This is a genomic window from Muricoprocola aceti, from assembly GCF_025567005.1.
In the GTDB taxonomy this organism is placed as follows: domain Bacteria; phylum Bacillota; class Clostridia; order Lachnospirales; family Lachnospiraceae; genus Marvinbryantia; species Marvinbryantia aceti.
The window spans coordinates 64214-88578 of sequence record NZ_JAOQKE010000011.1 but is presented as its reverse complement, the minus strand read 5'-3'; the positions used below and the strand labels follow the sequence as shown (position 1 = coordinate 88578).

General features: G+C 43.7%; 24 protein-coding genes. 21 read left to right on the top strand and 3 right to left on the bottom strand.

Annotated elements, in window-relative coordinates; translation table 11 throughout:
* Window positions 1-56: 56 nt before the first annotated feature.
* Window positions 57-398 carry a transposase gene (locus OCV47_RS09770; RefSeq protein WP_154433227.1) on the bottom strand — a complete coding sequence of 114 codons (342 nt, stop codon included), beginning with the start codon at window positions 396-398 and terminating at the stop codon, window positions 57-59.
* Window positions 399-478: 80 nt separating this feature from the next.
* Window positions 479-802, bottom strand: coding sequence for a transposase (locus OCV47_RS09765; protein ID WP_262654896.1), 324 nt, complete (start codon window positions 800-802; stop codon window positions 479-481).
* Between the two features lie 286 nt (window positions 803-1088).
* Here OCV47_RS09765 and OCV47_RS09760 point away from each other — a divergent pair, with 286 nt between their 5' ends.
* The 15 genes from OCV47_RS09760 (at window position 1089) to OCV47_RS09690 (ending at window position 17961) form a co-directional block, all read left to right on the top strand.
* Window positions 1089-1271 carry a hypothetical protein gene (locus OCV47_RS09760; protein WP_262654894.1) on the top strand — a complete coding sequence of 61 codons (183 nt, stop codon included), beginning with the start codon at window positions 1089-1091 and terminating at the stop codon, window positions 1269-1271.
* Between the two features lie 82 nt (window positions 1272-1353).
* Complete coding sequence (locus OCV47_RS09755) at window positions 1354-2001, top strand: YesL family protein (protein WP_262654892.1); 648 nt, start codon at window positions 1354-1356, stop codon at window positions 1999-2001.
* Window positions 2002-2246: 245 nt separating this feature from the next.
* A complete protein-coding gene (locus OCV47_RS09750) occupies window positions 2247-3461 on the top strand; it encodes an ABC transporter substrate-binding protein (protein ID WP_262654891.1) in 1215 nt (404 codons plus the stop codon).
* A gap of 145 nt (window positions 3462-3606) precedes the next feature.
* Window positions 3607-4518: a carbohydrate ABC transporter permease gene (locus tag OCV47_RS09745; protein ID WP_256298876.1), complete on the top strand. Its 912-nt coding sequence runs from the start codon at window positions 3607-3609 to the stop codon at window positions 4516-4518.
* Window positions 4519-4530: 12 nt separating this feature from the next.
* Entirely contained in the window at window positions 4531-5382 is an 852-nt protein-coding gene (locus tag OCV47_RS09740) for a carbohydrate ABC transporter permease (RefSeq protein ID WP_262654889.1), read from the top strand.
* 29 nt (window positions 5383-5411) lie between these two features.
* A complete protein-coding gene (locus OCV47_RS09735; protein ID WP_262654902.1) occupies window positions 5412-6476 on the top strand; it encodes a LacI family DNA-binding transcriptional regulator in 1065 nt (354 codons plus the stop codon).
* 27 nt (window positions 6477-6503) lie between these two features.
* Window positions 6504-8459: a glycoside hydrolase family 127 protein gene (locus tag OCV47_RS09730; RefSeq protein ID WP_262654887.1), complete on the top strand. Its 1956-nt coding sequence runs from the start codon at window positions 6504-6506 to the stop codon at window positions 8457-8459.
* A 98-nt stretch (window positions 8460-8557) separates the two neighbouring features.
* The gene (locus OCV47_RS09725) at window positions 8558-8845 is read left to right on the top strand and encodes a hypothetical protein (RefSeq protein WP_262654885.1); all 288 of its coding nucleotides are present in this window, start codon (window positions 8558-8560) and stop codon (window positions 8843-8845) included.
* A gap of 49 nt (window positions 8846-8894) precedes the next feature.
* Window positions 8895-9551, top strand: a complete 657-nt coding sequence (locus OCV47_RS09720; protein WP_262654883.1) for an HAD family hydrolase — start codon at window positions 8895-8897, stop codon at window positions 9549-9551.
* Between the two features lie 133 nt (window positions 9552-9684).
* Entirely contained in the window at window positions 9685-10860 is a 1176-nt protein-coding gene (locus OCV47_RS09715; RefSeq protein WP_262654882.1) for a BMP family ABC transporter substrate-binding protein, read from the top strand.
* A gap of 68 nt (window positions 10861-10928) precedes the next feature.
* Window positions 10929-12467, top strand: coding sequence for an ABC transporter ATP-binding protein (locus OCV47_RS09710; RefSeq protein ID WP_262654881.1), 1539 nt, complete (start codon window positions 10929-10931; stop codon window positions 12465-12467).
* Window positions 12460-13536: an ABC transporter permease gene (locus tag OCV47_RS09705; RefSeq protein WP_256298892.1), complete on the top strand. Its 1077-nt coding sequence runs from the start codon at window positions 12460-12462 to the stop codon at window positions 13534-13536. Before OCV47_RS09710 ends, OCV47_RS09705 begins: the two co-directional genes overlap by 8 nt.
* 11 nt (window positions 13537-13547) lie before the next feature.
* Complete coding sequence (locus OCV47_RS09700) at window positions 13548-14528, top strand: ABC transporter permease (RefSeq protein WP_262654878.1); 981 nt, start codon at window positions 13548-13550, stop codon at window positions 14526-14528.
* Window positions 14529-14540: 12 nt separating this feature from the next.
* On the top strand, window positions 14541-17201 hold the full coding sequence (locus OCV47_RS09695) for a YfhO family protein (RefSeq protein WP_262654877.1): 2661 nt from the start codon (window positions 14541-14543) through the stop codon (window positions 17199-17201).
* A 10-nt stretch (window positions 17202-17211) separates the two neighbouring features.
* Window positions 17212-17961 (top strand): PIG-L deacetylase family protein, encoded by a 750-nt coding sequence (locus OCV47_RS09690; RefSeq protein WP_117448606.1) that lies wholly within the window; start codon window positions 17212-17214, stop codon window positions 17959-17961.
* A 62-nt stretch (window positions 17962-18023) separates the two neighbouring features.
* On the opposite strand, the gene OCV47_RS09685 is transcribed toward OCV47_RS09690, so the two are convergent.
* Entirely contained in the window at window positions 18024-19049 is a 1026-nt protein-coding gene (locus tag OCV47_RS09685; RefSeq protein WP_262654875.1) for a branched-chain amino acid aminotransferase, read from the bottom strand.
* Window positions 19050-19222: 173 nt separating this feature from the next.
* Between OCV47_RS09685 and OCV47_RS09680 the strand changes: the two genes are divergently transcribed.
* The 6 genes from OCV47_RS09680 (at window position 19223) to OCV47_RS09655 (ending at window position 24358) form a co-directional block, all read left to right on the top strand.
* Window positions 19223-20479: a saccharopine dehydrogenase family protein gene (locus OCV47_RS09680; protein ID WP_262654874.1), complete on the top strand. Its 1257-nt coding sequence runs from the start codon at window positions 19223-19225 to the stop codon at window positions 20477-20479.
* A gap of 104 nt (window positions 20480-20583) precedes the next feature.
* On the top strand, window positions 20584-21543 hold the full coding sequence (locus tag OCV47_RS09675) for a 1-aminocyclopropane-1-carboxylate deaminase/D-cysteine desulfhydrase (protein ID WP_262654872.1): 960 nt from the start codon (window positions 20584-20586) through the stop codon (window positions 21541-21543).
* A complete protein-coding gene (locus OCV47_RS09670) occupies window positions 21540-22487 on the top strand; it encodes a glycosyltransferase family 2 protein (protein WP_117448610.1) in 948 nt (315 codons plus the stop codon). The genes OCV47_RS09675 and OCV47_RS09670 overlap by 4 nt, the downstream gene beginning before the upstream one ends.
* Window positions 22484-23692 carry an ATP-grasp domain-containing protein gene (locus OCV47_RS09665; protein ID WP_262654871.1) on the top strand — a complete coding sequence of 403 codons (1209 nt, stop codon included), beginning with the start codon at window positions 22484-22486 and terminating at the stop codon, window positions 23690-23692. Before OCV47_RS09670 ends, OCV47_RS09665 begins: the two co-directional genes overlap by 4 nt.
* The gene (locus tag OCV47_RS09660; protein WP_117448612.1) at window positions 23680-24030 is read left to right on the top strand and encodes an EamA family transporter; all 351 of its coding nucleotides are present in this window, start codon (window positions 23680-23682) and stop codon (window positions 24028-24030) included. The genes OCV47_RS09665 and OCV47_RS09660 overlap by 13 nt, the downstream gene beginning before the upstream one ends.
* Window positions 24023-24358 (top strand): DMT family transporter, encoded by a 336-nt coding sequence (locus OCV47_RS09655; RefSeq protein ID WP_262654870.1) that lies wholly within the window; start codon window positions 24023-24025, stop codon window positions 24356-24358. The genes OCV47_RS09660 and OCV47_RS09655 overlap by 8 nt, the downstream gene beginning before the upstream one ends.
* Window positions 24359-24365: the final 7 nt, after the last annotated feature.

The following is a 24365-nucleotide window of genomic DNA, read 5'->3' as shown; positions in this document are numbered from 1 at the left end:
ATAGAATGAGAGTTTTCCCTTAATTGCGCCGTCTTCCGTTTTTATGGCAATAAACATCATTCTTTGGTTCTTGCTGACTTCCGACGGCTGGCTGCGAAAAAAGCACTTGCTTCCTCGAGAAATTCATTTTCCTCTTTCAGACGCCGGATTTCTTTATCCTGATCCTTAACGCGTTTGCGGAGCATAGCAAGTTCCTCAGCGAGGCTCATTGCACTTTCTGGAGTATGTGCACCGTCGCCAATATCCAATGTGCCGGCTCTAACTGCTTTCAGCCATGTATGGATGGTTCCTTCTGGAATACCTAATTCTTTGGCTGCCTTAGCACCGCCGATTTCTCTGGCAAGTTTGACAGCCTGGACCTTATATTCGTGGTCGTATTTACGTTGGGTACGTGACATTGAGAGTTCCTCCTTATTCTCTTTATTATACATGAATTCTTTGAGAATAAGGTGTCAACTTTATTTATACAACATCAGTGCTACANNNNACGGCTGGCTGCGAAAAAAGCACTTGCTTCCTCGAGAAATTCATTTTCCTCTTTCAGACGCCGGATTTCTTTATCCTGATCCTTAACGCGTTTGCGGAGCATAGCAAGCTCCTCAGCAAGGCTCATCGCACTTTCTGGAGTATGTGCACCGTCGCCAATATCTAAAGTGCCTGCTCTAACTGCTTTCAGCCATGTATGGATGGTTCCTTCTGGAATACCTAATTCTTTGGCTGCCTTAGCACCGCCGATTTCTCTGGCAAGTTTGACAGCCTGGACCTTATATTCGTGGTCGTATTTACGTTGGGTACGTGACATTGAGAGTTCCTCCTTATTCTCTTTATTATACATGAATTCTTTGAGAATAAGGTGTCAACTTTATTTATACAACATCAGTGCTACAAAAATATACCTAAGTGAACCAAGTCTTTTTCGTGTTTTTCCTAATACAAAAAAGAGTGAAAAGAATTGACATAGCAATTTATTTATTATACAGTTATAATCTCATCTTTGACAGTTAAGTAGTTAAAAAAGTGCCACAATCCCTGTAAATTTCAAGGCTTTGCGGTACTTTTTTGCATTTCAATGTGTCAAACTCCCGGAGATGCTGCTGGATCGTGGAATCACGGTAGTGGATATTTTGCTGAATCTTTCCGATTCGCTGTCCCTGGCAGACCGACTATTGATGATTGAGCATGATGGAACTGTCCGGGAGATCCCAAAAGAAAACTTTGCATTTGTGCCACGGAATGTTCCGTGGGGAACCTTCTATCTGGGTGAAGCATGACGGTTCCTTTGAACCCGGCTATTGACAATTTCATCAGACTAAAGCATAATGCGTGTAAGAAAAAAGACGGGAGAAGAAAACTATGCTAAAAAAAATATTTGGAATTGAAGGCAGTTTTACCGGAGTCATGTCGTGGCTGACAGATTTTGTATTGCTCAGCGTCCTGTGGCTGCTGGCTTCGCTGCCGCTGGTTACCATCGTTCCATCAACCGCAGCTCTGTACTATTCCTGTGTCAAATCCCTGAGAAAAGAACACGGGACACCGGTGGCAGAATTTAAATCATTTTTTTCTAAAAACTGGAAGCAGGGAATTGGACTCAGTATCCTTTATCTGATTTTGGGCGGACTGGTTGGATTTAATATCTATTCCGTATTCCATATGGATCAGGACAGTATGCTGTATCATGTCTACATTGTCATCAGCCTGTGGCTGGGTCTGTTGTTTGCGTTTTTAAGTATTTATCTGCCGGCGGTATTTTCCAGATTTGAATACGGAACAGTAGATTTCCTGAAGAACAGCCTGTTCATGGCGGTGCGCCATACGCTGACATCATTAATTCTGTGTGCAGTAAGTGGAGCGGCTATTTTTCTGATGCTGCGGGTATATGTATTTCTGATCGTATTGCCGGCAGTTCTGGCATTCGTCAATTCTTACGGTTTGGAAAAAGTATTTCGAAAATATATGATGAAAACAGAGGATGAAGAGAATCTGCCATGGTACTGGGAGTGAAAAATGACGAAAAAAAGAAAGTGAAAGAAAAAATACAAGACATATTGACAGAAAGAAAAAACGGGTGTATAGTGTACTCATAAAAAACAAGCAGTGTTATAGGAATTTGTTTAAACGTTTCAATAAAAAGCAAAAAGTATCACAGATAATGTAAAAAAGAATACTTTTCTTATCTGTGAATATTTTTTCAGATCTATTTAAACGTTTCAATAAAATTTCGCACAAAGAACAAGGAGGGTACTATAGTGAAAGCAAGAAAAGTAATGTGTGCATTAATGACAGTCGCAGCAACCTGCGCAATGGCAGCCGGAGCAAGTGCAGAAGGTGAATCCGTAAATATCTGTACGTGGAATGAGCCAAATCAGAATGATGACTTGAACATGTATCTGCAGTGTGAGAATGCAACTGGTGTGGATGTCAATGTTACCGTTATTCCGGAAAGTGATTATTCATCCAAGTTAAATCAGATGGTGGCAACAGGAGATGACTCCATTGATATCTATATTATCTGGGAAAATGATATTAAGAACTTCGCAGAAGCAGGTGGAATTGATGCATTGGATGATTATCTTGCAGATTCTACTATTGATACCTCCGATTTTATCGATGCTGTATCTACCTTATCTGACGGACTTGGCGGAACATATGGACTTCCATGGTGCGCAGCAACAGAATTACTGTTCTACAACCAGGATATGTTCGATGAAGCTGGTCTGGACTATCCGACAAATGACTGGTCCTATGATGATTTCAAGGCAGCAGCAGAAGCACTGACAAAAGATGGCGTATATGGATGTGCACTTCCGAACACCCAGACATGGTGGGCTGGAATTGGCGGAGCAGGCGATCAGGTTTATGATCCTGAATCTGGCGAACTGGTAATTGGTGATGGCGCAGAGAGCTTCATCACAGACGTAGCAGATATGGTAGCAAATGGTGTAATGCCAGAACCTTCCTCTGATACAGCTGACCTCTTTGGAGCAGGCAAAGCTGCAATGGCATGGGCAGGAAGCTGGAACATTGCAACTTATGGTGATGATCTTGGATTTAACTGGGATATTGCATCAATTCCAACTAACAAAGCAAAATACAACACACTGCATACTGGTTTCTATACCATCAACGCAAACAGCAAGAACAAAGAAGCTGCATGGAAAGTAATTGAATACTTAATGGGAGAAGAAGGACAGACTATCAACTCCAAAGCAAGCGGTAACATGTCAGCACTGAAATCCATCGCAGAAGAAGGCGCATGGAAAGTAGAATCTGCAACAACGATCGACAACTGGGAAGCAATGACAGATTCTCTGGCAGCAGGCGTATTTGGTTATACATGCCTTCCGTCTGGTGTAACAAATAATGCAGTCAGCGTATTCAACTCCGCTGCACTTGGAACATCTACACCTGCAGATGCAGTAAAAGATGCTTCTGACTACGCCGCAGAAACAATTGGATACTAAAAGGCTCTTCAAAAATTGAAGATGAGAAATAGCCGCTGGAAGAATTGCCTGGGGTGCACACAGGAATAATGTCATGCGCAGCATGGTGTGCACACTGCAATAAGAATGCCAGCGGCATTCTTGAATAAAGAGGAGAAAATCAGGTATGAAAAAGAAAAAGTCTGGCGTCAAAAGGAAAGACAATCTGACAGCCTATGCATTCTGTGCACCGTGGTTTATCGGATTCGTATGCTTTACCCTGTTCCCGATCGGGTTCATGCTGGTAGTCAGCATGACTAATCGTAAATTAAATGGTGTGTCCAAGTTTATCGGACTGAAAAACTATGTAAATATGTTCCATAGCAGTACATTCTGGAACTCCGTAAAAGTAACATTATTCTTTACCATTATCATGGTAGTGATCACTGCCATCTGGGCAGTATTTATGGCAATGCTGCTGAATTGCAAGCAGAAGTTAAATGGAATTTTCCAGTTCTGTTACTTCCTGCCATCCGTTATTCCATCCATTGCTCTTGCTTATGCATTCCGTACGATTTTCGGAAAAGAAGCAGGTCTTTTAAATGGACTCTTATCAGTGTTTGCAGGAAAGAATGTGGCAATAAACTGGTTATATAATCATTCTACCGTTTATCTGGCTGTATTTTTCATCACACTGTTTACGTATAATACTGGACAGATGATGCTGATCTTCCGTTCCGGTCTGAGTGATGTACCGGCAGAATTATATGAAGCATGTGAATTGGACGGCGCAGGAGCTTTTACCAAATTCTTCAAAATCACACTGCCGATGATCTCCCCACTGGTATTATTCAATGCGGTAAATGGATGTGTCAGTGCATTAAATGGTTCTTTCGCACTGTTATATCCACTGACCGGAGAAAGCGGAGATCCGGATGGTATGACTCAGGTACTCAGCCTTTTGATTTACAAAGAAGCATTCAGTAACATGAAAGTAGGATATTCCTGTGCACTTTCCGTGGTACTGTTTCTGATCGCTGCCATGTTTGGTGGATTACTGTTCCTGGTATCCAAGAAACTGGTATATTATGAGAACTAGGAGGAAGGGTACATGAAATCAGCAAAAACAAAGCAGTTATGGAAAAATGTAATATTGTATGTTGTGAAGATTCTGGTAGCATTGATCATGTTCCTTCCGATTATCTGGATCATTACAGGTGGATTCAAGACACTGACAGAATTTACCACATCCTCCAATATCGTACCGAAAAAAGTAACATTTGAAAATTTTATTTACATATTTAAGAATTCTAATATCTGGCTGTATACAAGAAACACTGTCCTTCTGATGGGGGGAACAACTGCCGGAACCCTGATTTCCTCATCACTGGTGGCTTATCCACTGGCACGTATGGAATTCAGAGGAAAAAACCTGATTTTCTCCATCATCATTGCAACAATGATGATCCCTAATATTGCACTGATTATTCCACAGTACATTATGTTTGGAAAACTGGGCTGGCTGGACTCCCTGTTTCCAATGATTATTCCGGCATTCTTTGCTTATCCGTATAATGTATTCTTATTCAGACAGTATTTCCGTTCTATTCCAAAGGAACTGGATGAGTCTGCAACCATTGACGGATGCAACAAAATGCAGATTTTCTTCAAGGTACTGGCGCCACTTTCCAAGCCGACATATGCAACAATCGCAGTACTTTCCTGCGTATTCTGGTGGAACGAACTGACTCAGCCGGTATTCTATATCAACAGTGATCAATGGCGTACGCTGACGATTGCCCTGATGACAAGCTATATGTATACATCTGGAAACGCATTTGTCATTAACTGGCCATCGATTATGGCAGCAGCTACTTTAATGATTGTACCGCCTATGGTATTATATTTCTGTGGAAATCAGTTCCTGGTAGGTGGAATTAAGACATCCGGATTAAAGGGCTGATGTAGCCTTGCAGCAGGAATGCTACAGGCATTCCTGAAAAAAATGTAAGGGCGGGAAGAACGATGACATTGAAAGAAATAGCAGAACGGGCCGGAGTGTCCATAGCGACTGTGTCTTATGTGCTAAATGGAAATGCACAGATCAGTGATGAGACCAGACAGAAGGTAGAAAAGATCATCAAGGAGACCGGATATCGATCTAATATTCTGGCGAAAAGCCTGCGAAAGAACAAGACTTCACTGGTAGGGGTACTGGTGGAAGACGTGACCGTATGGCATACGGCATACATCATTGACGGAATTAATAAACTGGCAGAGGAAAAAGGATATCATACCATATTGAGTAATCTGAGACTGCTCAGCAAGATTGAAAGTCAGTTTGAGCATATCTCCATTTTTAAAGATGATATTAATAAAGCATTAGACGTACTTCTTGGAATGCAGGTGGATGGCATCATTTATGTGGGAATGCATGACCGTGATCTGGGCGATGTACTGAAGGACATTTCCAAACCAGTGGTTTACTGCTATTGCTATACATCTAATGAAGGCTCTTCTGTACGATACAGCAATAAAGAGCCCTGCTATCGGATGACAAAGATCTTTCTGGAACGGGGACATCGGGATTTCGCAGTCTTAAAAGGAAATGAACAGTCAGAGCCGACGCATTTGCGCATGCAGGGAATAGAAAAGGCACTGTCCGAGGTGGGTATTCAGTTAAAGAAAGAGAATATTATAGAAGGTAACTGGGACTATCACAGAACAAGAGAAGCAGTCCGACCGTTATTTGAGCGGCCGCATCTTCCAACTGCTGTGATGGCCATGAATGATGATATGGCAATTGCGGTAAGAGACGAAGTATTTGCCCATGAACTGCGGGTACCAGAGGATATTTCCATATCCGGTTTTGATAATGCAGACATTACATACTATGGAAGCCCAAAGATATACACGGTAGATCGTCCACTTCAGGAAATGGGCTATAAGGCGATGGAGATGCTTCTGGACAAGGTGAATGGATCTAAACAGGAAGATATGAATATAGTACTTCCCTGTAAAATAATAGAGGGAACATCGATTCGTCGTGTGGAATAGAACGGATCAGATGAGAAAGGAAAGAAAATGGAACAGAACAAGCTTCAGAATGTAGCGTTGAACCAGATTCATATTCAGGATGAGTTCTGGAATAAATATGTGAATCTGGTGGATGATGTGATTATTCCATTTCAGTGGGAACTGATTAATGACAATGTAGAAGGGGCAGAAAAGAGCTACTGTATCCGCAATTTCAGAATTGCCAGTGGACAGATAGAAGGCGAACATCAGGGAATGGTATTTCAGGATACGGATGTGGCAAAATGGCTGGAAGCAGTGGCTTATTCTTTAAATAAAAATCCGAATCCGGAACTGGAGAAGACCGCAGATGATGCTATCGACCTGATTGTAGGAGCCCAGTGCGAAGATGGCTATCTGAATACTTATTATACCATTACCGGAGAGAAACGCTGGTCTGATCTGTTTGAAGGACATGAATTGTATACCGCAGGACATATGATGGAAGCTGCAGTAGCTTACTATGAAGCAACCGGAAAAGATAAACTGTTGAAATCCATGTGCCGTTTTGCAGATTATATTTATGAAGTGTTCGGAAAAGGCGAAGGACAGATTCCAGGCTATCCGGGACATCCTGAGATAGAGCTGGCCCTGGTAAAGATGTATCATGCCACAAAGGAAAAGAAATATCTGGAACTGGCCAATTACTTTGTACGTACCAGAGGAGAGCAGCCATGTTATTTCCTTGGTGAGAAATGGAATCATGGCGGACAGTATATGTTCCCTGAATTCAAAGATTTCGGTATGGACTATACACTGGCAGACAAACCGATTCTTCAGCAGACAGAAGCCCAGGGACATGCAGTGCGTGCCGTATATCTGTATAGCGCTATGGCAGATCTGGCTGGGGAATATCAGGATGAAGAAATGCTGAAGGCCTGCGATACCTTATGGAAAAACATTACGGAAAAGAAGATGTATATTACCGGAAGTATTGGTTCTTCTTATTACGGAGAGTGTTTTACAGGTAATTATGATCTGCCGAATAATACTAATTATTCTGAGACCTGTGCCACCATCGGACTGGCTATGTTCTCCAACAGAATGTTCCAGATCACAAAAAATGGAAAATATATGGATACGGTAGAGACAGCGCTGTATAATACCCTGCTTTCCGGTACTGCACTGGATGGAAAGCACTTCTTCTATGTGAATCCACTGGAGGTAGTGCCTGAGATCGCAGAAAATAATACCAGCATGCGTCATATTAAGACCGTACGCCAGCAGTGGTTCGGTGTAGCATGCTGTCCTCCGAATATTGCACGTACACTGGAATCTCTTGGAAACTATATGTATGCAGTAGATGACACCACCATTTACTCCAATCTGTTCATTGGAAGTGATATTACTGCGGATATCCAGGGAAAAGAAGTGACAGTATCCCTGAAGGCAGATTATCCACGAAATGGAAGACTGGAATATACCATCAGTGGAGCAGAGGACAGTGCATTTACGCTGGCTGTCAGAAAACCGGGATACTCTGAGAACATCCGTGTGGCGGTAAATGGAGAAAAGGCAGAATACACAGAAAAAGGCGGATATATCTATCTGAACCGGACCTGGAAAGATGGAGATACCGTAACAGCAGAACTGGATGTGGAATTCCGCTTTGTATACTGTAATCCAAATGTACCATATAATGTGGGAAAAGTGGCTCTCCTGAAAGGCCCGTGGGTATACTGTCTGGAGGAAGTCGATAACGGTAAGCATTTAAGCTCTGTTGTGGTAGATCCGGAGCAGACAACGTTGACAGAAGAATATGACGAGAATTTAATGAATGGTACCCTATGTGTCAAATTTGGCGGAAAGAGAATTGATTATACGGATGTAGATGGAAAGCTTTATGTATCGGCACGGCCAAAATATAAAAAAGATATCTTCCGTGCAATCCCATATTGCTGCTGGAATAACCGTGGTAAAGGCGAAATGCTGGTATGGATGAGAACCATGGATGTTATGAAATAATTTAAGAAATGGAATCAGAATTCAAAAGTGGAGCATGTTACAAAAAGACCGTAACATGCTCTTTTTTGGCTTTTCTGGCAGGCACCAGCCGAGGAGATGTGGCAGAGCAGTATGCCACGCAGCTTCTACTGAAGGAAAAAGATCTTGAAGAGGCCTGGGTAGTGGGGTATAGTTATAACCAGATTGATCTGCACCCGGATGTCTATCGAGTAGCGTTTACTTATTATGCCAATGCAGAAGACGCAGAAACTGGTGAAGAAAGCTGCTACGGATATGATATTCAGGTGGATTCGGATTATAAAATAATCATAAAAGAGGAAAGCACTGCGATTGGTGAAGATATTTGGACGGAGATGTCCGAGGAGAGTGAAAATGAAGTATCATGAGATCAAACCAAGCAGCTAAGGCAGTGCGGAAAAAGGACGATATAGATATATGAGATACAAATTAGCCATATTTGATTTAGACGGAACCATTTTAGATACTTTAGAAGATCTGGCAGACAGCACGAATTATGCGCTGTCTGTTTATCATATGCCGGAGCATACCATTGATGAGGTACGCTGGTTTGTGGGAAATGGCATACATAAGCTGATCGAGCGTGCGGTTCCGAAGGGCAGCAGCGATGAGCAGATTGAGCAGGTATTTACTACATTTAAAGAATACTATAAGGATCACTGTGCGGTGAAGACCCGTCCTTATGATGGCATTATGGAACTTTTGAAGACCTTGCGTGAAAAAGGCATTCTCACAGCAGTAGTTTCGAACAAAGGAGACTTTGCGGTGCAGATTCTCTGTGAAGACTATTTCAGGGGAATGTTTGATTTTGCTGTGGGCGAGCGGGAAGGCATCCGCAGAAAACCGGCACCGGACAGTGTACTGGCGGTTCTGGAAAAGTTTCAGATTAGCAAAGACGAGGCAGTCTATATCGGAGATTCTGAAGTAGACATACAGACTGCTTTCCATGCCGGTATGAAAGAAATCGCAGTTACATGGGGATTTCGTCCGGAAAGTTTCTTAAAAGAAAACGGGGCGGACTGCATCGTCCATACCCCGGAAGAACTGCTGAAGGTGTTACAAAAATATACCTAAGTGAACCAAGTTTTTTTCGTGTTTTTCTTGATACAAAAAAGAGTGAAAAGAATTGACACGACAATTTTTTTATTATACAGTTATAATCGTGAGTACTAATAAAACTTTTACATTTTTGAGGAGGAAGTAGAGGATGAAACGTACAAAATTACTTGCAATGGTCATGACAACAGCAATCGCAGCTACAGGTGCGGTATGTGCAGCGAATGCAGAAGGCATTCCGGCTGAAGATCTGAAGGTTGGAGCCATCTACATCGGTGATGAGAACGAAGGTTACACAGCTGCACATATGGCAGGTATAGATGAGATGATGGAGAAGTTTGGTCTGGATGAATCGCAGGTCATTGAGAAGACGCTGATCGGTGAAGACGAGACTTGTTATGACGCTGCAGCAGATCTGGCAGACCAGGGATGCCAGATTATCTTTGGTACCAGCTTTGGTCATGAGACCTATCTGATTCAGGCAGCAGGCGAGTTCCCGGATGTTCAGTTCTGTCATGCAACCGGATATCAGGCAGCCAGCAGCGGACTGGACAATATGCACAACTACTTCGACAACATCTACGAAGCAAGATATGTGTCTGGTGTAGTTGCAGGTCTGAAGCTGAATGAGATGATCGAGAATGGTGACATCACAGAAGATCAGGCAAGAATCGGATACGTAGGAGCTTATCCATATGCAGAAGTAATTTCCGGATTTACATCCTTCTACCTTGGTGCAAAGAGCCAGTGCCCATCCGTTACCATGGAAGTAAAATACACCAACAGCTGGGCAAGCTTTGACCTGGAAAAAGAATGTGCAGAAGCACTGATCGCAGATGGCTGTGTACTGATTGGACAGCACGCAGATACTACAGGCGCTCCTACTGCAGCTCAGGCAGCAGGCGTTCCTTGTGTTGGTTACAACGTAGACATGATCGAGACCGCTCCGGACAGCGCACTGACCTCATCTAGCAATAACTGGGGTGTATATTACACCTACGCAGTACAGTGCATGATCGATGGAACTGAGATCGACAGAGACTGGACCGCAGGTCTGAAGGATGGCGCAGTTCTGATTACTCCACTGAATGACAAAGTAGTAGCAGAAGGAACACAGGAAGTAGTAGATGAAGTAGAGAGCCAGATCGAAGACGGATCTCTCCACGTATTTGATACATCTACATGGACAGTAGATGGCAAGGCACTGGATACTTACGAAAAGAACGGTGTAGAATACATCTCCGATGGATATTTCCACGAATCTGAATACGGCTCAGCTCCGGCATTTGATATCATCATCGATGGTATTGATTCTATCGTAGAATAAGAGAGAAGAAACTCATATAAGGGGGTTGCATTTTTTTGCAACCCCCGTTTTAATCAGGAGGAACACACGTGGAGCAGACATATGCAATAGAACTTCACAATATCACCAAGCGTTTCGGCAGCGTTACGGCCAATGAAAAAGTAGACCTGGAAGTAAAAAAGGGAGAAATTCTCTGTCTGCTTGGTGAAAATGGAAGTGGAAAGACTACATTGATGAATATGATATCCGGAATTTACTATCCGGATGAAGGAATGATCAAAGTTGACGGAAAAGAAGTAAAGATTCGTTCACCGAAAGACTCCTTTGATCTGGGAATTGGAATGGTACATCAGCATTTCAAGCTGGTTGATATTCTGACAGCAGCAGAAAATATCATTCTCGGACTGCCGGGAAAACAGATCCTGAACATGAAGCAGGTGAATAAAGAGATCTTAGATCTGGCTGCCAGATATGGATTTGAAATTGATCCGAAAAAGAAGATCTATCAGATGTCGGTATCAGAGAAACAGACGGTAGAGATTGTCAAGCTACTGTATCGTGGAGCCAGGATATTGATTTTGGATGAGCCGACAGCGGTATTGACCCCACAGGAGGCGGAGCGCCTGTTTAAAGTATTAAAGAATATGAAAAAAGATGGATGTTCGATTATCCTGATTACTCATAAGTTACATGAAGTATTAGCGGTATCTGACAGGGTTTCCATTTTGAGAAAGGGGCTGTATATTGATACAGTAAAGACCGCTGAGGCAACGGTAGAGTCACTGACCGAGATGATGGTAGGTGCCAGGGTGGAACTGAATATTGATCGTCCGGAACCTGTGAATCCAGTCAAACGTCTGGAACTGAAGAATGTGACCTGTAAGGATATCAATGAAGTAGTGACTCTGGATCATGCAGATCTTACCGTATATGGAGGGGAGATTCTTGGTATTGCCGGTATTTCCGGAGGAGGGCAGAAGGAATTACTGGAGGCAATTGCAGGACTTCAGCCGGTATCGGAAGGAAGCATTATGTTTTACCCGGAAGAGAATCAGCCAAAAGAGATTACCAATCTGGATGTGGCTGATATTCGTGCACTGGGCGTACGACTTGCATTCGTTCCGGAAGACCGACTGGGAATGGGACTGGTAGGTTCTATGGATATGACGGATAATATCATGCTGCGAAGCTATCAGCGAGGAAAGTCCTCATTCCTGGATCGTAAGACCCCGGGAGAACTGGCTCAGAAGATCAAGGATCAGCTGGAGATTGTGACACCAAGCATTTCTGCACCAGTAGGCCGTATGTCTGGCGGAAATGTACAGAAAGTGCTGGTAGGACGTGAGATTGCTCAGAAACCAAAGGTTCTGATGGTAGCTTATCCGACCAGAGGAATCGATATCAACTCCTCTTATGCGATTTATAATCTGTTAAATGAACAGAAGAAAAAGGGTGTGGCTGTCATCTGTGTGATTGAAGATCTGGATGTCCTTCTGGAACTGTGTGACCGGATAGCTGTTCTGTGTGGCGGTCAGATCACTGGCGTGCTGGATGGACGGACTGCAAAGAAGGATGAAGTCGGTGTACTGATGACAAAGCATGAGAAAGGAGGCGTTTCCCATGAATAAAGAACCTGTGTTTCATATGTCCAAACGGGAAACCATCAGTCTGGGGAAACGAATTGCCATTTATATTGCGGCTATTGTGCTTGCACTGATTGTCTGTGCAGCAGTGATTGTAGGACTGGTACATATGAACCCGTTGGATGTATATAAAGCAATTTTTGACGGTGCACTGGGAAGCAACCGTCGTATCTGGATCACCATTCGTGATATGCTGGTACTGTTATGCATTGCAGTTGGTCTTGCACCAGCCTTTAAGATGCGTTTTTGGAATATCGGAGCAGAAGGACAGGTACTGATCGGTGGTGTAGTTTCAGCAGCCTGCATGATCTATCTGGGTGGAAAGATGCCAAATGCACTGCTGATCCTGCTGATGATCGCAGGAAGTGCTCTTGGCGGATTCATCTGGGGGTTGATTCCTACTTTTTTCAAGGCACACTGGAATACCAACGAGACATTATTTACCTTGATGATGAACTACGTAGCGATGCAGGTGGTTACTTTCTGTATCTGTTTCTGGGAGAATCCAAAGGGCTCTAACAGTGTGGGGATTATCAATCAGGCTACACAGGCTGGCTGGCTTCCATCCGTAGCCGGAAATGCCTACTTCTGGAATGTGGTGATTGTCATGATTCTGACGGTGGCGATGTTCATTTATCTGAAATACAGTAAACAGGGATATGAGATTGCAGTTGTGGGAGAAAGTGATAATACTGCCCGCTATGCAGGAATTAATGTCAGTAAAGTGATGATGCGTACCATGGCGATCTCAGGAGCAATCTGTGGTATTGCCGGATTTATTCTGGTCAGTGGTTCCGGACATACGATTTCCACATCGACGGCAAATGGTCGTGGATTTACGGCCATTATTGTAGCATGGATGGCGAAGTTCAATACATTTGTCATGATTCTGATTGCATTTGGTCTGGTATTCATGGAAAAAGGTGCTACGCAGATTGCATCTCAGTATGGACTAAATGAAAATGCTTCCAGCATCATGCTGGGTATCATTCTGTTTTTCCTGTTGGGTGCAGAATTCTTTATCAACTATAAAATAGAAAGAAATAAAAAATAGGAGGAACGGCAATGGGCACACTTATTATTTTTATTCAAAAAGCAATCGTTCAGGGCATGGGAATCCTGTTTGGAACAGAAGGAGAGATCCTGACTGAGAAATCCGGTAACCTGAACCTGGGGATTCCTGGTATTATGTATATGGGTGGAATCGCAGGACTGATGGGGGCATTTTTCTATGAAAAAAATACCGCAAACCCAAGTGCAGCAGTGGGAATGCTGATTTCTCTGCTCTGTGCATTTGTCTGCGCTATGCTTGGCGGTCTGATCTACAGTATACTGACCATTACTTTGAGAGCCAATCAGAACGTAACCGGTCTGGCTCTGACTACGTTTGGCACTGGCTTTGGTAACTTCTTTGGAGGTTCGATTTCCAAGCTGGCCGGTGGGGTAGGACAGATATCAGTCAGCACCACAGCCGGAGCCTATCAGGCAAAGATTCCTGGGTTGTCAAAGATACCGGTGATTGGAAGCATTTTCTTCTCTTATGGTTTCCTGACCTATGTGGCGATTTTGCTGGCAGTTTTATTATCGTTCTTCCTGTTCCGTACCAGAAATGGACTGAATCTGCGGGCAGTAGGAGAAAATCCGGGAACGGCGGATGCAGCCGGAATCAATGTAAGCAAATATAAATATCTGGCAACCTGTATCGGAGCTGGCATTGCCGGACTGGGCGGCCTATATTTTGTAATGGAATACAGTGGAGGAACCTGGACGGATAATGGATTTGGAGACAGAGGCTGGCTGGCAGTGGCACTGGTTATCTTTGCTATGTGGAAGCCAGTCAATGCGATCTGGGGATCCATCCTTTTCGGGGCATTATATATTCTGTATCTGTACATTCCAGGACTTGGAAGAAGTGCACAGGAGATTTTCAAGGCACTGCCATATGTGGTAACGATCATTGTACTGGTAGTGATCAGCTTCCGTAAGAAAAAGGAAGATCAGCCACCGGAAGGTCTGGGACAGGCCTATTTCAGGGAGGAACGATAGAAAGGATATTGCATGGGTAATAAAACAGAAACAGGAAAAAGAGCATATCTCAGATACACCCTTTGGTTTCTGATTACCGGAGCATTTGTGTTTGGCTGGTTTGCAGTCAGCGGCAAATCTATGGTATGGAAGTTTGACGGAGTATATCAGCACTTTAATACGCTGGTATACTACGGCAAATATCTGCGTAAGATTCTGCATAGCCTGTTTGTGGAACATAAATTCTGTGTTCCTATGTGGGATATGAGTATTGGCTATGGCGCAGATATTCTGACGACGTTGAATTACTATGCCATAGGTGATCCGCTGACTTTGTTGTCTGTACTGGTTCCGGGATCTCTGACGGAGTATCTTTATGCGGCGCTGATTATTCTGCGTTTTTATCTGGCAGGAGCAGCCTTTACCGCCTATTGCCGCTATCATCAGAATGAAGAAACCGGGGTTTTACTTGGATCTCTGGTTTATGCATTTTCCGGATTCGCCTTATTCTGCGGAGTCAGACATCCGTATTTTGTGAATCCGATGATCTATCTGCCACTGATTCTGATCGGAATCGATAAAATATTTCGAAAAGAAAAGCCATGGCTGTATGTGATCATGGTGGCGGTCAGTGCCGTCAGCAATTTCTATTTCTTTTATATGATAGTATTGATGATGGTGATCTATGCGGTGATCCGCTATCTGATGATCTATAAAAAAATCCGTATCCGGGAACTGGTGCCATGTTTGGGCACATTTGCAGGCTGGTCTCTGCTGGGAGTCGGAATCTCTCTTCCAGTTTTACTGCCATCAGCCATGTATGTACTTGGAACCGGAAGAATGTCAGCCAGGAACTATGTGCCGGTACTATATCCACTCGCTCATTATGCAAAGCTGTTGAATGATTTCTTCGGTGTGGATTATACCATGGCCAGCAGCCGCTATTATACGGTGATGGGATTTGCACCGATTCTGCTGGTGGCGCTTCTGGTACTTCTGGTTCGATGGAAAAAGAACAGAGAACTGAAAGCGGGCTGGCTGATCCTGACAGTATTACTTCTGATTCCGTTTGCCGGACATATGATCAATGGCTTTTCCTATGTATCTAATCGATGGATCTGGGCCTATGGTATGCTGTTGTCCTATATTCTGGTGAAGATGTATCCGGAATTTGGAAAACTGGAAAAAAAAGAACGGATGGCGCTGCTGGTGCTGGGATGTGTAGTGCTACCTGCTGGCGAACTGATTCTGAACCAATATGCGACGCTTCACGGATGGATTGGGATTGGTATGACGATGCTTTTGACTGCTAAAATAGCTGATCCGAAGCACAGCTGGCAGCAACGGCAAACAACGGCATTTTTCCTGGTAACTACATTGGTGTCTGTCGCAGCAAATGCGTACTTCCTTTTTTCACCGAATCAGACCAATTATATTGGAGATTTCCGGGAACAAGGCGCACCTTATGCCATGTTGACGGCACAGGCGCAGAATGAGATCATTCAGGAAATTGGAGACACAGATACCTTTTACCGATATGACCAGTATGGCAATGTAGCCAGAGAAAATACGGCTATGCAGAATCGACTGTATGGAACCGATTTTTATTACAGTGTGACGAACAATGCGGTAGCAGAATTCCTGCAGGAGATGGATACATCCAATTCCATGGAACAGATGTATGACGGATTGGATGGACGCACGATACTGGATCGCCTGACTGGTGTACGATATTTTATTATTAAGAAAGAAAAAGAACAGTACCTGCCTTATGGATATACAGAAAAGGTAGCAGAGAATAAAAAATATGCGGTGTATCGCACTGATGAGACATTGCCATTTGGATATACCTATAGCAGTGTGATATCTCAGGACAGCTGGGACAGTCTGAAAGTAGTGGAAAAACAACAGGCTATGCTGCAGGGAGCCTGGATAAAGAGAACAGGAAACACGGAAGCAGATCTTCCAGAGACCGAACTGAGTTTTTCCGATGTGACACCGGAATATGAGATCACCACAGAGGGGGATATCACAATATCTGGCAGCGAGTATCAGGTAAAGGAAAAAGATGCCTCCATTACGTTTCATTATCAGGGAGTGGAAAACTGTGAGACATATCTGGTGATTGAGGGACTGGATTATGAGGGAACAGCTACAAAGTTTACATTGAAGATAGACAGAGATAATGTGGAGAAAAAAGGAGCGGTCTACACCTGCCGCAACAGTTTTTACAGCGGAAAAGAAGACTTTCTCTACAATCTTGGATATCATAGTGAAGCATCCTCTGAAGTAACACTGACGTTTCAGCAGAAAGGTACCTATACCATCGGAAAAATGTATCTTTCGGAACAGCCAATGAATATGCTGGATGAACAGACAGAAGCAAGAAAGGAAGATCAGCTGGAAAATCTCGTGATTGGTGATAATATCATAACTGGAGATATCACGCTGGATCAGCGGAAACTGCTGGTATTATCCCTGGCTTACAGTACAGGATGGAAAGCTTATGTAGACGGGCAGGAGCAGACATTACTGCAGACGAATGGAATGTTCTGTGGGCTGAAACTGGAGTCAGGAAAACACAGAATTAAACTGCGGTATCAGACACCATATCTGATACCTGGACTGATAACCGGTCTGTTCAGTATTTTACTTTGTATGGGGATTGCATTACAGATGCGAAAGAAAAAATAAGGGGATTAAAATGAAAGAAAAAACGAACGATAAAAACAGAGTGGAAAAAGCAGTTGTAAAGCATATGCGAATGCTGACAATGTTGTTGATCCTGGTGCTGGCTATGGCAGCACCGGTTAATGCAAAAGGCGGAACCAGATTCCTGACAGCAACACGTATTACGAAAACGGTACTGGATAAACTGGATCTGGAGAATATAGATAAGGTCATGATCGTGGCACATCCGGATGATGAGATGCTCTGGGGAGGCATGCATCTTATTCAGGATGATTATCTGGTAGTCTGCCTGACCAATGCCAATACCAGAAGATATGGAAAGACCAGAATGCGGGAATTTAAAAAAGTGATGGAACAGACAAATGACATCGGACTGATGTTGAACTATCCAGATTACAGCAGCACAGGAGGAATCGATAACTGGACATCCTGTTCGAAGCGCATGCAGGAGGATCTGAATACATTACTGACCTATAAGAACTGGAAGGAAGTAGTGACTCATAACAAGCAGGGAGAATATGGACATAAACATCATAAAAAGACACACCGCTTTGTGACCAAAGCTTTTAAGAAAGCAGGGCTTACCGGCGCAACATTGAAATATTTCGGAAAATATCATAAAAAAGGATATAAAAAAGCATCTGTTTATACAAAAGCACAAATTCAGAAAAAGAAACGGATTCTCAGTACTTACAGAAGTCAGAGAAGTATCTATACATTTGGACATATGAATCCATATGAGAACTGGACAACAGCAAAATAGAAAAAAAAAACCGGCTTACCAGAAAATCTGGCTGAGCCGGTCTTTTAAATGTCTTAAAATATTTATTTTACTACTTTGATCCATCCTTCAGGAGCTTTGATATGTCCCATCTGGATACCGGTCAGTGTCTCACGAAGCTTCGTAATGACTGGTCCCATTTCTTCCATTCTGCTTGGGAAGCAGATCTCTTTGCCGTGGTCATTGATCTTTCCAACAGGAGAAATGACAGCGGCAGTACCGCAAAGACCACATTCTGCAAAATCTTTTACTTCATCGAAGTATACTTCACGTTCTTCAACTTCCAGTCCAAGATATTCCTTTGCAACATAGATCAGAGAACGACGAGTGATAGATGGCAGGATACTGTTTGACTTTGGAGTAACTACTTTGTTATCCCTGGTAACAAAGATGAAGTTTGCTCCACCTGTTTCTTCTACCTTTGTTCTGGTGGCTGCATCCAGATACATATTCTCGGCAAATCCTTCACGATGAGCTTCCATAATTGGGTAAAGGCTCATTGCATAGTTCAGACCAGCCTTGATGTGTCCGGTACCATGAGGTGCTGCACGGTCATAATCACTGACACGGATGGTGATTGGCTTAGCGCCACCCTTGAAGTAAGGACCAACCGGGGTAGCAAATACACGGAACTGATATTCACTGGCAGGTTTTACACCAATGACAGCATCACTGCCGAACATATATGGACGAATATAAAGAGTAGCACCAGATCCGTAAGGTGGAACGTAAGCTTCATTTGCCTCTACTACTTTTACAACAGCATCTACGAATTTATCTTCCGGGAATACCGGCATCTCCAGACGACGGCAGGAATCAGCCATACGTGCTGCATTCAGATCAGGACGGAAAATAACGGTACGTCCATCTTCGGTAGTGTATGCTTTCATACCTTCAAAACAGGTCTGAGCATACTGCAGAACACCGGCACATTCAGAGATGGTAACAGTAGCGTCTGTAGTCAGACCGCCTTCTTCCCATGCTCCATTTTTATAATTAGCTACAAAACGATAATCTGTAGGAACATAGCCAAATCCAAGATTTGACCAGTCGATATTTTTCTTTTCCATAATAACTTCCTCCTAATGTATATGGATCACTTCAGCAACACTTTATCTTGCTAAAGAATAGATTGTTTTTAGTTTACACCCGAATAAAAAGAGCGTCAAGAACTTAAAAAATAATTGACGCAAATAAAAAAAAGTAATACCATTAATTGATTTAAATATGAGGGGGCATAACTATGCGAATGATGTTAGTAGGAGCCGGTGCGGTCGGTGAAAGTATTGTAAAAGTAATGCAGTGGAGAGACCCCAAAGGGATGTGGCTGGAGTATGTGCTGGTCTGTGACTATGATAAGTCCCGGGCGCAGGAAGTAGTGGATAAACTTCACGGAGATGCCAGATTTGAAGCAGAAAAAGTAAATGCCACAGATCGTGAAGATATGAAAAACCTGATCAGAACCCATAAAATAGACTTTGTAATGGATGCGGCACCACCATTTGCCAGCAATATGATTTTTGATGCGGCTTTCGCTACAGGTGTTAATTATGGAAGTATGGGTACCTGGTCTGTACCGATGGATGAACCAAAGCTGGGACTGGGGATCGAGAACAGTTATACAGAGCCGATGACAAAGTATAACTTTGATCGTCATGAGGCGTGGAAACAGCAGGGAAATATGGCAGTGATCTGCATGGGCATTGACCCTGGCGTGGTGAATGTCTTTGCCAAATATGCAGCAACGCATCTGTTTGACGAGATGACGGAAGTCCATGTAAAGGATGGCGGCAACCTGACCGTGCCAGGAGCAGATCCAGATGATATCATGTTTGGATTTAACGTATGGACGGTGCTGGATGAGGTGATGAATCCCAATGTAGAATATGATGCAGAAAAAGGTGGCTTTATCGTAGAAAAAGCCTTTGCCGGACAGGAAGTATTTGAGATGCCGGATGGCGTGGGACCGAACACACTGGTGAAGGTAGAACATGAAGAAGTCGTGACTATGGCCAGATTTTTAAAGCAGTATGGCCTGAAAAAAGCAACCTTTAAGATCAGTCTGGATGAGAATCTGATTACGGCCCTGAAGGTACTGGATAAGCTGGGACTGCGCAGCATCCATCCGGTACAGGTGGGAGACGTATCTGTCGTTCCAAGAGACGTGGTAGCAGCCTGTGCCCCGCAGCCAAAAGATATCGGTAGCGAGATGGTTGGAAAAATGCTGGTAGGGGTACATTGCATCGGAAAGAAGGATGGCCAGGAGAAAGAGTATTTCCTGTATCAGCCATTTGACAATCAGGAATCCATGAAACGCTGGGGAAACCAGGCGGTCACGGCGCAGACAGGATTTGGTGCGGCTCTGGCTCTGGAGCTTATTGGAAAAGGAATCTGGAAAGAAACCGGTGTCTATTCACCGGAATACTTTGATCCGGAACCGTATATGCAGCTTATGGATGAAAGTGGATATGAGTATGATATTATAGATATAAGTAAATAAGGAATACAGTTGAAATCCATCTTTTTATAGTCTATAATATGACGCGTAACATTGACCAAAACGCATGAAAATGCGCTTTTTTAGAAAATACAAAAGGAAATAATATGGAGACACCGATTCAGAGACTGGACTTTCCCAATCACAGAAATGTCCGGTTATATTGTAAAAGAGAAGATCTTCTGCCATTTTCTCTTGGTGGGAATAAAGTGCGAATTGGCCAGGCATTTTATGCAGATATGCTGGCAAAGGGAAAAGACTGTATGATGGTATACGGTAACAGCCGTTCGAATCTGTGCCGCGTACTGGCGAATCTGTGCAGAGCACATCAGATACCATGCTATATGATCTGTTCCAGAGAAGAAGGGGAAGAAAGTGGAATCGAGACCAACAACAGCCGTTTGATGAAGTGGCTGGGAGCGGAAGTGATTCCCTGTGAGAAGACTAATATCGCCCAGACAGTGGAAGATACGGTAAATCGTCTGACTGCAGAAGGAAAGCATCCTTATTATATATTTGGAGATAAGTATGGAACCGGAAACGAAGGTACTCCGGTTCAGGCCTATGTAGACGGATACCGGGAGATTCAGCAGTGGGAGAAACAGGAAGGCGTTCTGTTTTCTCATATTTTTTTTGCATCGGGCACCGGTTCTACCCAGTGTGGACTGGTCAGCGGAAAGATTCTGGAACAGGGAAGCGAGAAGATTGTGGGCATCTCCATTTCTTCAAGAGAATACGAACGTGCCATGAAAGTGATGCAGACGGGAATACAGGATTATTTTGCCGAAAATCATCTGGAACTTCCGGTTGATTTTGCGAAGGAGCTTCATCTGGAGATGGGGTATCGACAGGAAGGCTATGGAAAGTACGATGACCGGATTATGAAGGTGATCCGTGAGGAGTTCTGCCGCAATGGACTGCCTCTGGATCCGACCTATACCGGAAAGGCTTTCTGGGGCATGAAAGAATACATAGAAGAACATCAGTTGGAAGACTGTAATGTGCTGTTTCTGCACACCGGCGGAACCCCGCTCTTTTACGACTGTCTTCCGGGAGGAACGTTATGAAATTGATATCAATCGTCATTCCATGTTACAACTCTCAGGCCACGATTCGAAAAGTGGTAGAGATGGTCATGGAAGAATTCAAGAAGATGGAGCAGTATGAATGCGAATTTGTACTGGTGAATGATGGCTCACCGAAGGATGATACCTACGGAGAGATCCAGCGTCTGGGAGAAGATTATGCCAATGTAAAAGGTGTCAATCTCCTGCGCAACTTTGGACAGCACAATGCACTGATGGCAGCATTACATTATACATCAGGAGATTATATTCTTGGAATGGATGATGATATGCAGACTCACCCATCTCAGATCAGTAAGCTGATCCATAAAATGGAAGAAGGATTTGATCTGGTATATGGCTGTTATCCAAAGAAGAAGAATTCTTTCCTGAAAAATCTTTCCAGTAAGATCAATGAGGTATCATCCCGCATTCTTCTCGGAAGACCAAAGAATATTGTATCCAGCAATTTCTGGATGATCACCAGACAGGTGAGAGATGAAGTGATCAAGTACGATAGCTTTAATCCGTATATTGACGGTATTTTTTACCGTACCACACATAAGATCGGAAATGTGGAAGTGGAACACTTCAAGAGAGAGGTGGGAACTTCTAATTATACATTGAAAAAGCTGCTGAAGCTGTGGCTGGCTTATTGGAATTATTCTGTGATTCCGCTGCGTATTTCTTCCGTATTGGGAGGTATTTCAGCGGCGGGCGGCTTTCTTGCAGCATTATGTATCATTATTTACAAGATGATCGACCCTACCGTTGTAGTGGGCTGGTCCTCTACCATGTGTATTGTGGTGGTATTTGCCGGTCTGATCCTTATGGTTCTCGGAATTATAGGGGAATATCTGGGTAAGATGATACTGATTCTGAACCGTACACCACAGTTTATTGTGAGGGAAACCATTAACATTGCAGACAAGGATGAAAAACAGTGAAGAAAATCATGATTTTAGGAGCGGGAACCTATCAGGTTCCCCTTATTCAGACTGCCCGCCGGATGGGGCTTTACACAATTGTAGTCAGTATTCCGGGAGATTATCAGGGATTTGCTCTGGCAGATAAGATCTACGAACTGGACACCAGAGATAAAGAACGGATACTGGAGGCGGCCAGAGCGGAACAGATTGATGGAATCTGCACTTCTGGAACAGACGTGGCGGTAAGTACCATTGGATATGTATGTGAAAAAATGGGCCTGTCGGGAATCCCTCAGGAAGCGGCAGCAATATTGACAGATAAGGTGCTGATGAAGGAGGCATTCTTAAAAGGCGGTGTGTCTGCTTCGACAGGAATGCGTGTATACAGCCTGGCAGAAGCCAGAGGCGCTGCGGAACGGATAGGATATCCGGTAGTAGTGAAGCGGGTAGACAGTTCTGGAAGCCGTGGGATTACCGTAGTAGAACAGCCGGAGAGGCTGGACGAGGCATATTATTATGCAAGCGAACGAACCACCAGAGACTATGTATTGGTGGAAGGATTTATCCGTGGCACTGAGATTGGTGTGGATGGATTCGTGCAGGATGGGCAGCTGGTATTTCTGGCACCGCATACCAAGTTCGTTTACCGGGGAAAGAATACGACGATCCCGGTTGGCCATGCATTTCCATATCATTGTGCACAGGAAGTTTATGATGAGATCGGACGGCAGATGCAGGCGGCAGTGAGCGCGGCCGGAGCAGATCAGTGTTCAGTGAATGCAGATGTTTTTGTAGATGGAAAGAAAGTGTCCATCATTGAGATGGGAGGAAGAACTGGCGCAACCTGTATTCCGGAATTGATTTCCATTTATTACGGATTTGACTTTTATGAGAAAATGCTTCGCAGTGCACTGGGAGAACAAGTGGAATTCAACTGCACCGGCAGTCAGCCATGCATGGCCAAACTACTGCTGAGTCCGGTGGAGGGAAAGATTACTTCTATTGATAAAGAAGGAATCCGGGTCCTGGAGGAACAGGGTGTAACGGTATCTCTGGACTTCCCGGCAGGACATAAAGTATTTGCCATGGCAGATGGTACTGACCGGATCGGGCATATCATTGCCTGCACTGAAGACGAAAGCCAGCTGGATGCGTGGATGATGCAGGTATACCGTTGTATTTGTGTGGATGGTGTGACCCTGGAGGATATATGGAAAAGATAAAAAAATACATATTGTTGCATCTGACAGTGATGCTGTTTTCCTTTACCAGCGTCTATTCAAAAGCAGCGTCCGGCTTCTACAACCGGGAAGGCCTGACCTCCCCGATGTTGTATCTGTTTTTGTTTCTAATGTTGCTGAACTGTGCATTATATGCAGTGATCTGGCAGAAAGTAATCAAGAAGTTTGAACTGAACGTGGCTTATGCCAACCGTACCGTATACCTGATCTGGTCTCAGATCTGGGCGGTTGTCATTTTCCATGAAAATTTATCGGTGAACAATATCATTGGCATGATCATTGTATTCATCGGAGTACTGGTGGTGGTTGCTCATGAATAAATATTTGCTGATTATGTTTATTGCGACCTTTTTTTCAGCATCTTCTCAGATATTGCTGAAGCAAAGCGCAAATCAGACCCATAAAAATGTGATTTTTGAATATCTGAACTGGCGGGTTATTCTGTCTTATTTCATTTTCTTTGCGGTACTGCTGGTCAATACCTACGCCTATACTCAGGTGGATATGAAGTATGGTGCCGTGATCGATACCTGCACCTACGTATTCGTCATGATTCTTTCGGGCGTGATCTTGCGTGAAAGTTTCACAAAGTGGAAGCTCATCGGAAACCTGATCATCATTGCGGGAGTCATTGTCTATACACTGTAGGCCACTG

Bases quoted from the DNA above. Each gene is read 5' to 3' on its own strand.
- OCV47_RS09770 (WP_154433227.1), bottom strand. From the start codon at position 398: ATGTCACGTACCCAACGTAAATACGACCACGAATATAAGGTCCAGGCT.
- OCV47_RS09760 (WP_262654894.1), top strand. From the start codon at position 1,089: ATGCTGCTGGATCGTGGAATCACGGTAGTGGATATTTTGCTGAATCTT.
- OCV47_RS09755 (WP_262654892.1), top strand. From the start codon at position 1,354: ATGCTAAAAAAAATATTTGGAATTGAAGGCAGTTTTACCGGAGTCATG.
- OCV47_RS09745 (WP_256298876.1), top strand. From the start codon at position 3,607: ATGAAAAAGAAAAAGTCTGGCGTCAAAAGGAAAGACAATCTGACAGCC.
- OCV47_RS09740 (WP_262654889.1), top strand. From the start codon at position 4,531: ATGAAATCAGCAAAAACAAAGCAGTTATGGAAAAATGTAATATTGTAT.
- OCV47_RS09730 (WP_262654887.1), top strand. From the start codon at position 6,504: ATGGAACAGAACAAGCTTCAGAATGTAGCGTTGAACCAGATTCATATT.
- OCV47_RS09720 (WP_262654883.1), top strand. From the start codon at position 8,895: ATGAGATACAAATTAGCCATATTTGATTTAGACGGAACCATTTTAGAT.
- OCV47_RS09715 (WP_262654882.1), top strand. From the start codon at position 9,685: ATGAAACGTACAAAATTACTTGCAATGGTCATGACAACAGCAATCGCA.
- OCV47_RS09705 (WP_256298892.1), top strand. From the start codon at position 12,460: ATGAATAAAGAACCTGTGTTTCATATGTCCAAACGGGAAACCATCAGT.
- OCV47_RS09700 (WP_262654878.1), top strand. From the start codon at position 13,548: ATGGGCACACTTATTATTTTTATTCAAAAAGCAATCGTTCAGGGCATG.
- OCV47_RS09695 (WP_262654877.1), top strand. From the start codon at position 14,541: ATGGGTAATAAAACAGAAACAGGAAAAAGAGCATATCTCAGATACACC.
- OCV47_RS09690 (WP_117448606.1), top strand. From the start codon at position 17,212: ATGAAAGAAAAAACGAACGATAAAAACAGAGTGGAAAAAGCAGTTGTA.
- OCV47_RS09685 (WP_262654875.1), bottom strand. From the start codon at position 19,049: ATGGAAAAGAAAAATATCGACTGGTCAAATCTTGGATTTGGCTATGTT.
- OCV47_RS09680 (WP_262654874.1), top strand. From the start codon at position 19,223: ATGCGAATGATGTTAGTAGGAGCCGGTGCGGTCGGTGAAAGTATTGTA.
- OCV47_RS09675 (WP_262654872.1), top strand. From the start codon at position 20,584: ATGGAGACACCGATTCAGAGACTGGACTTTCCCAATCACAGAAATGTC.
- OCV47_RS09670 (WP_117448610.1), top strand. From the start codon at position 21,540: ATGAAATTGATATCAATCGTCATTCCATGTTACAACTCTCAGGCCACG.
- OCV47_RS09660 (WP_117448612.1), top strand. From the start codon at position 23,680: ATGGAAAAGATAAAAAAATACATATTGTTGCATCTGACAGTGATGCTG.
- OCV47_RS09655 (WP_262654870.1), top strand. From the start codon at position 24,023: ATGAATAAATATTTGCTGATTATGTTTATTGCGACCTTTTTTTCAGCA.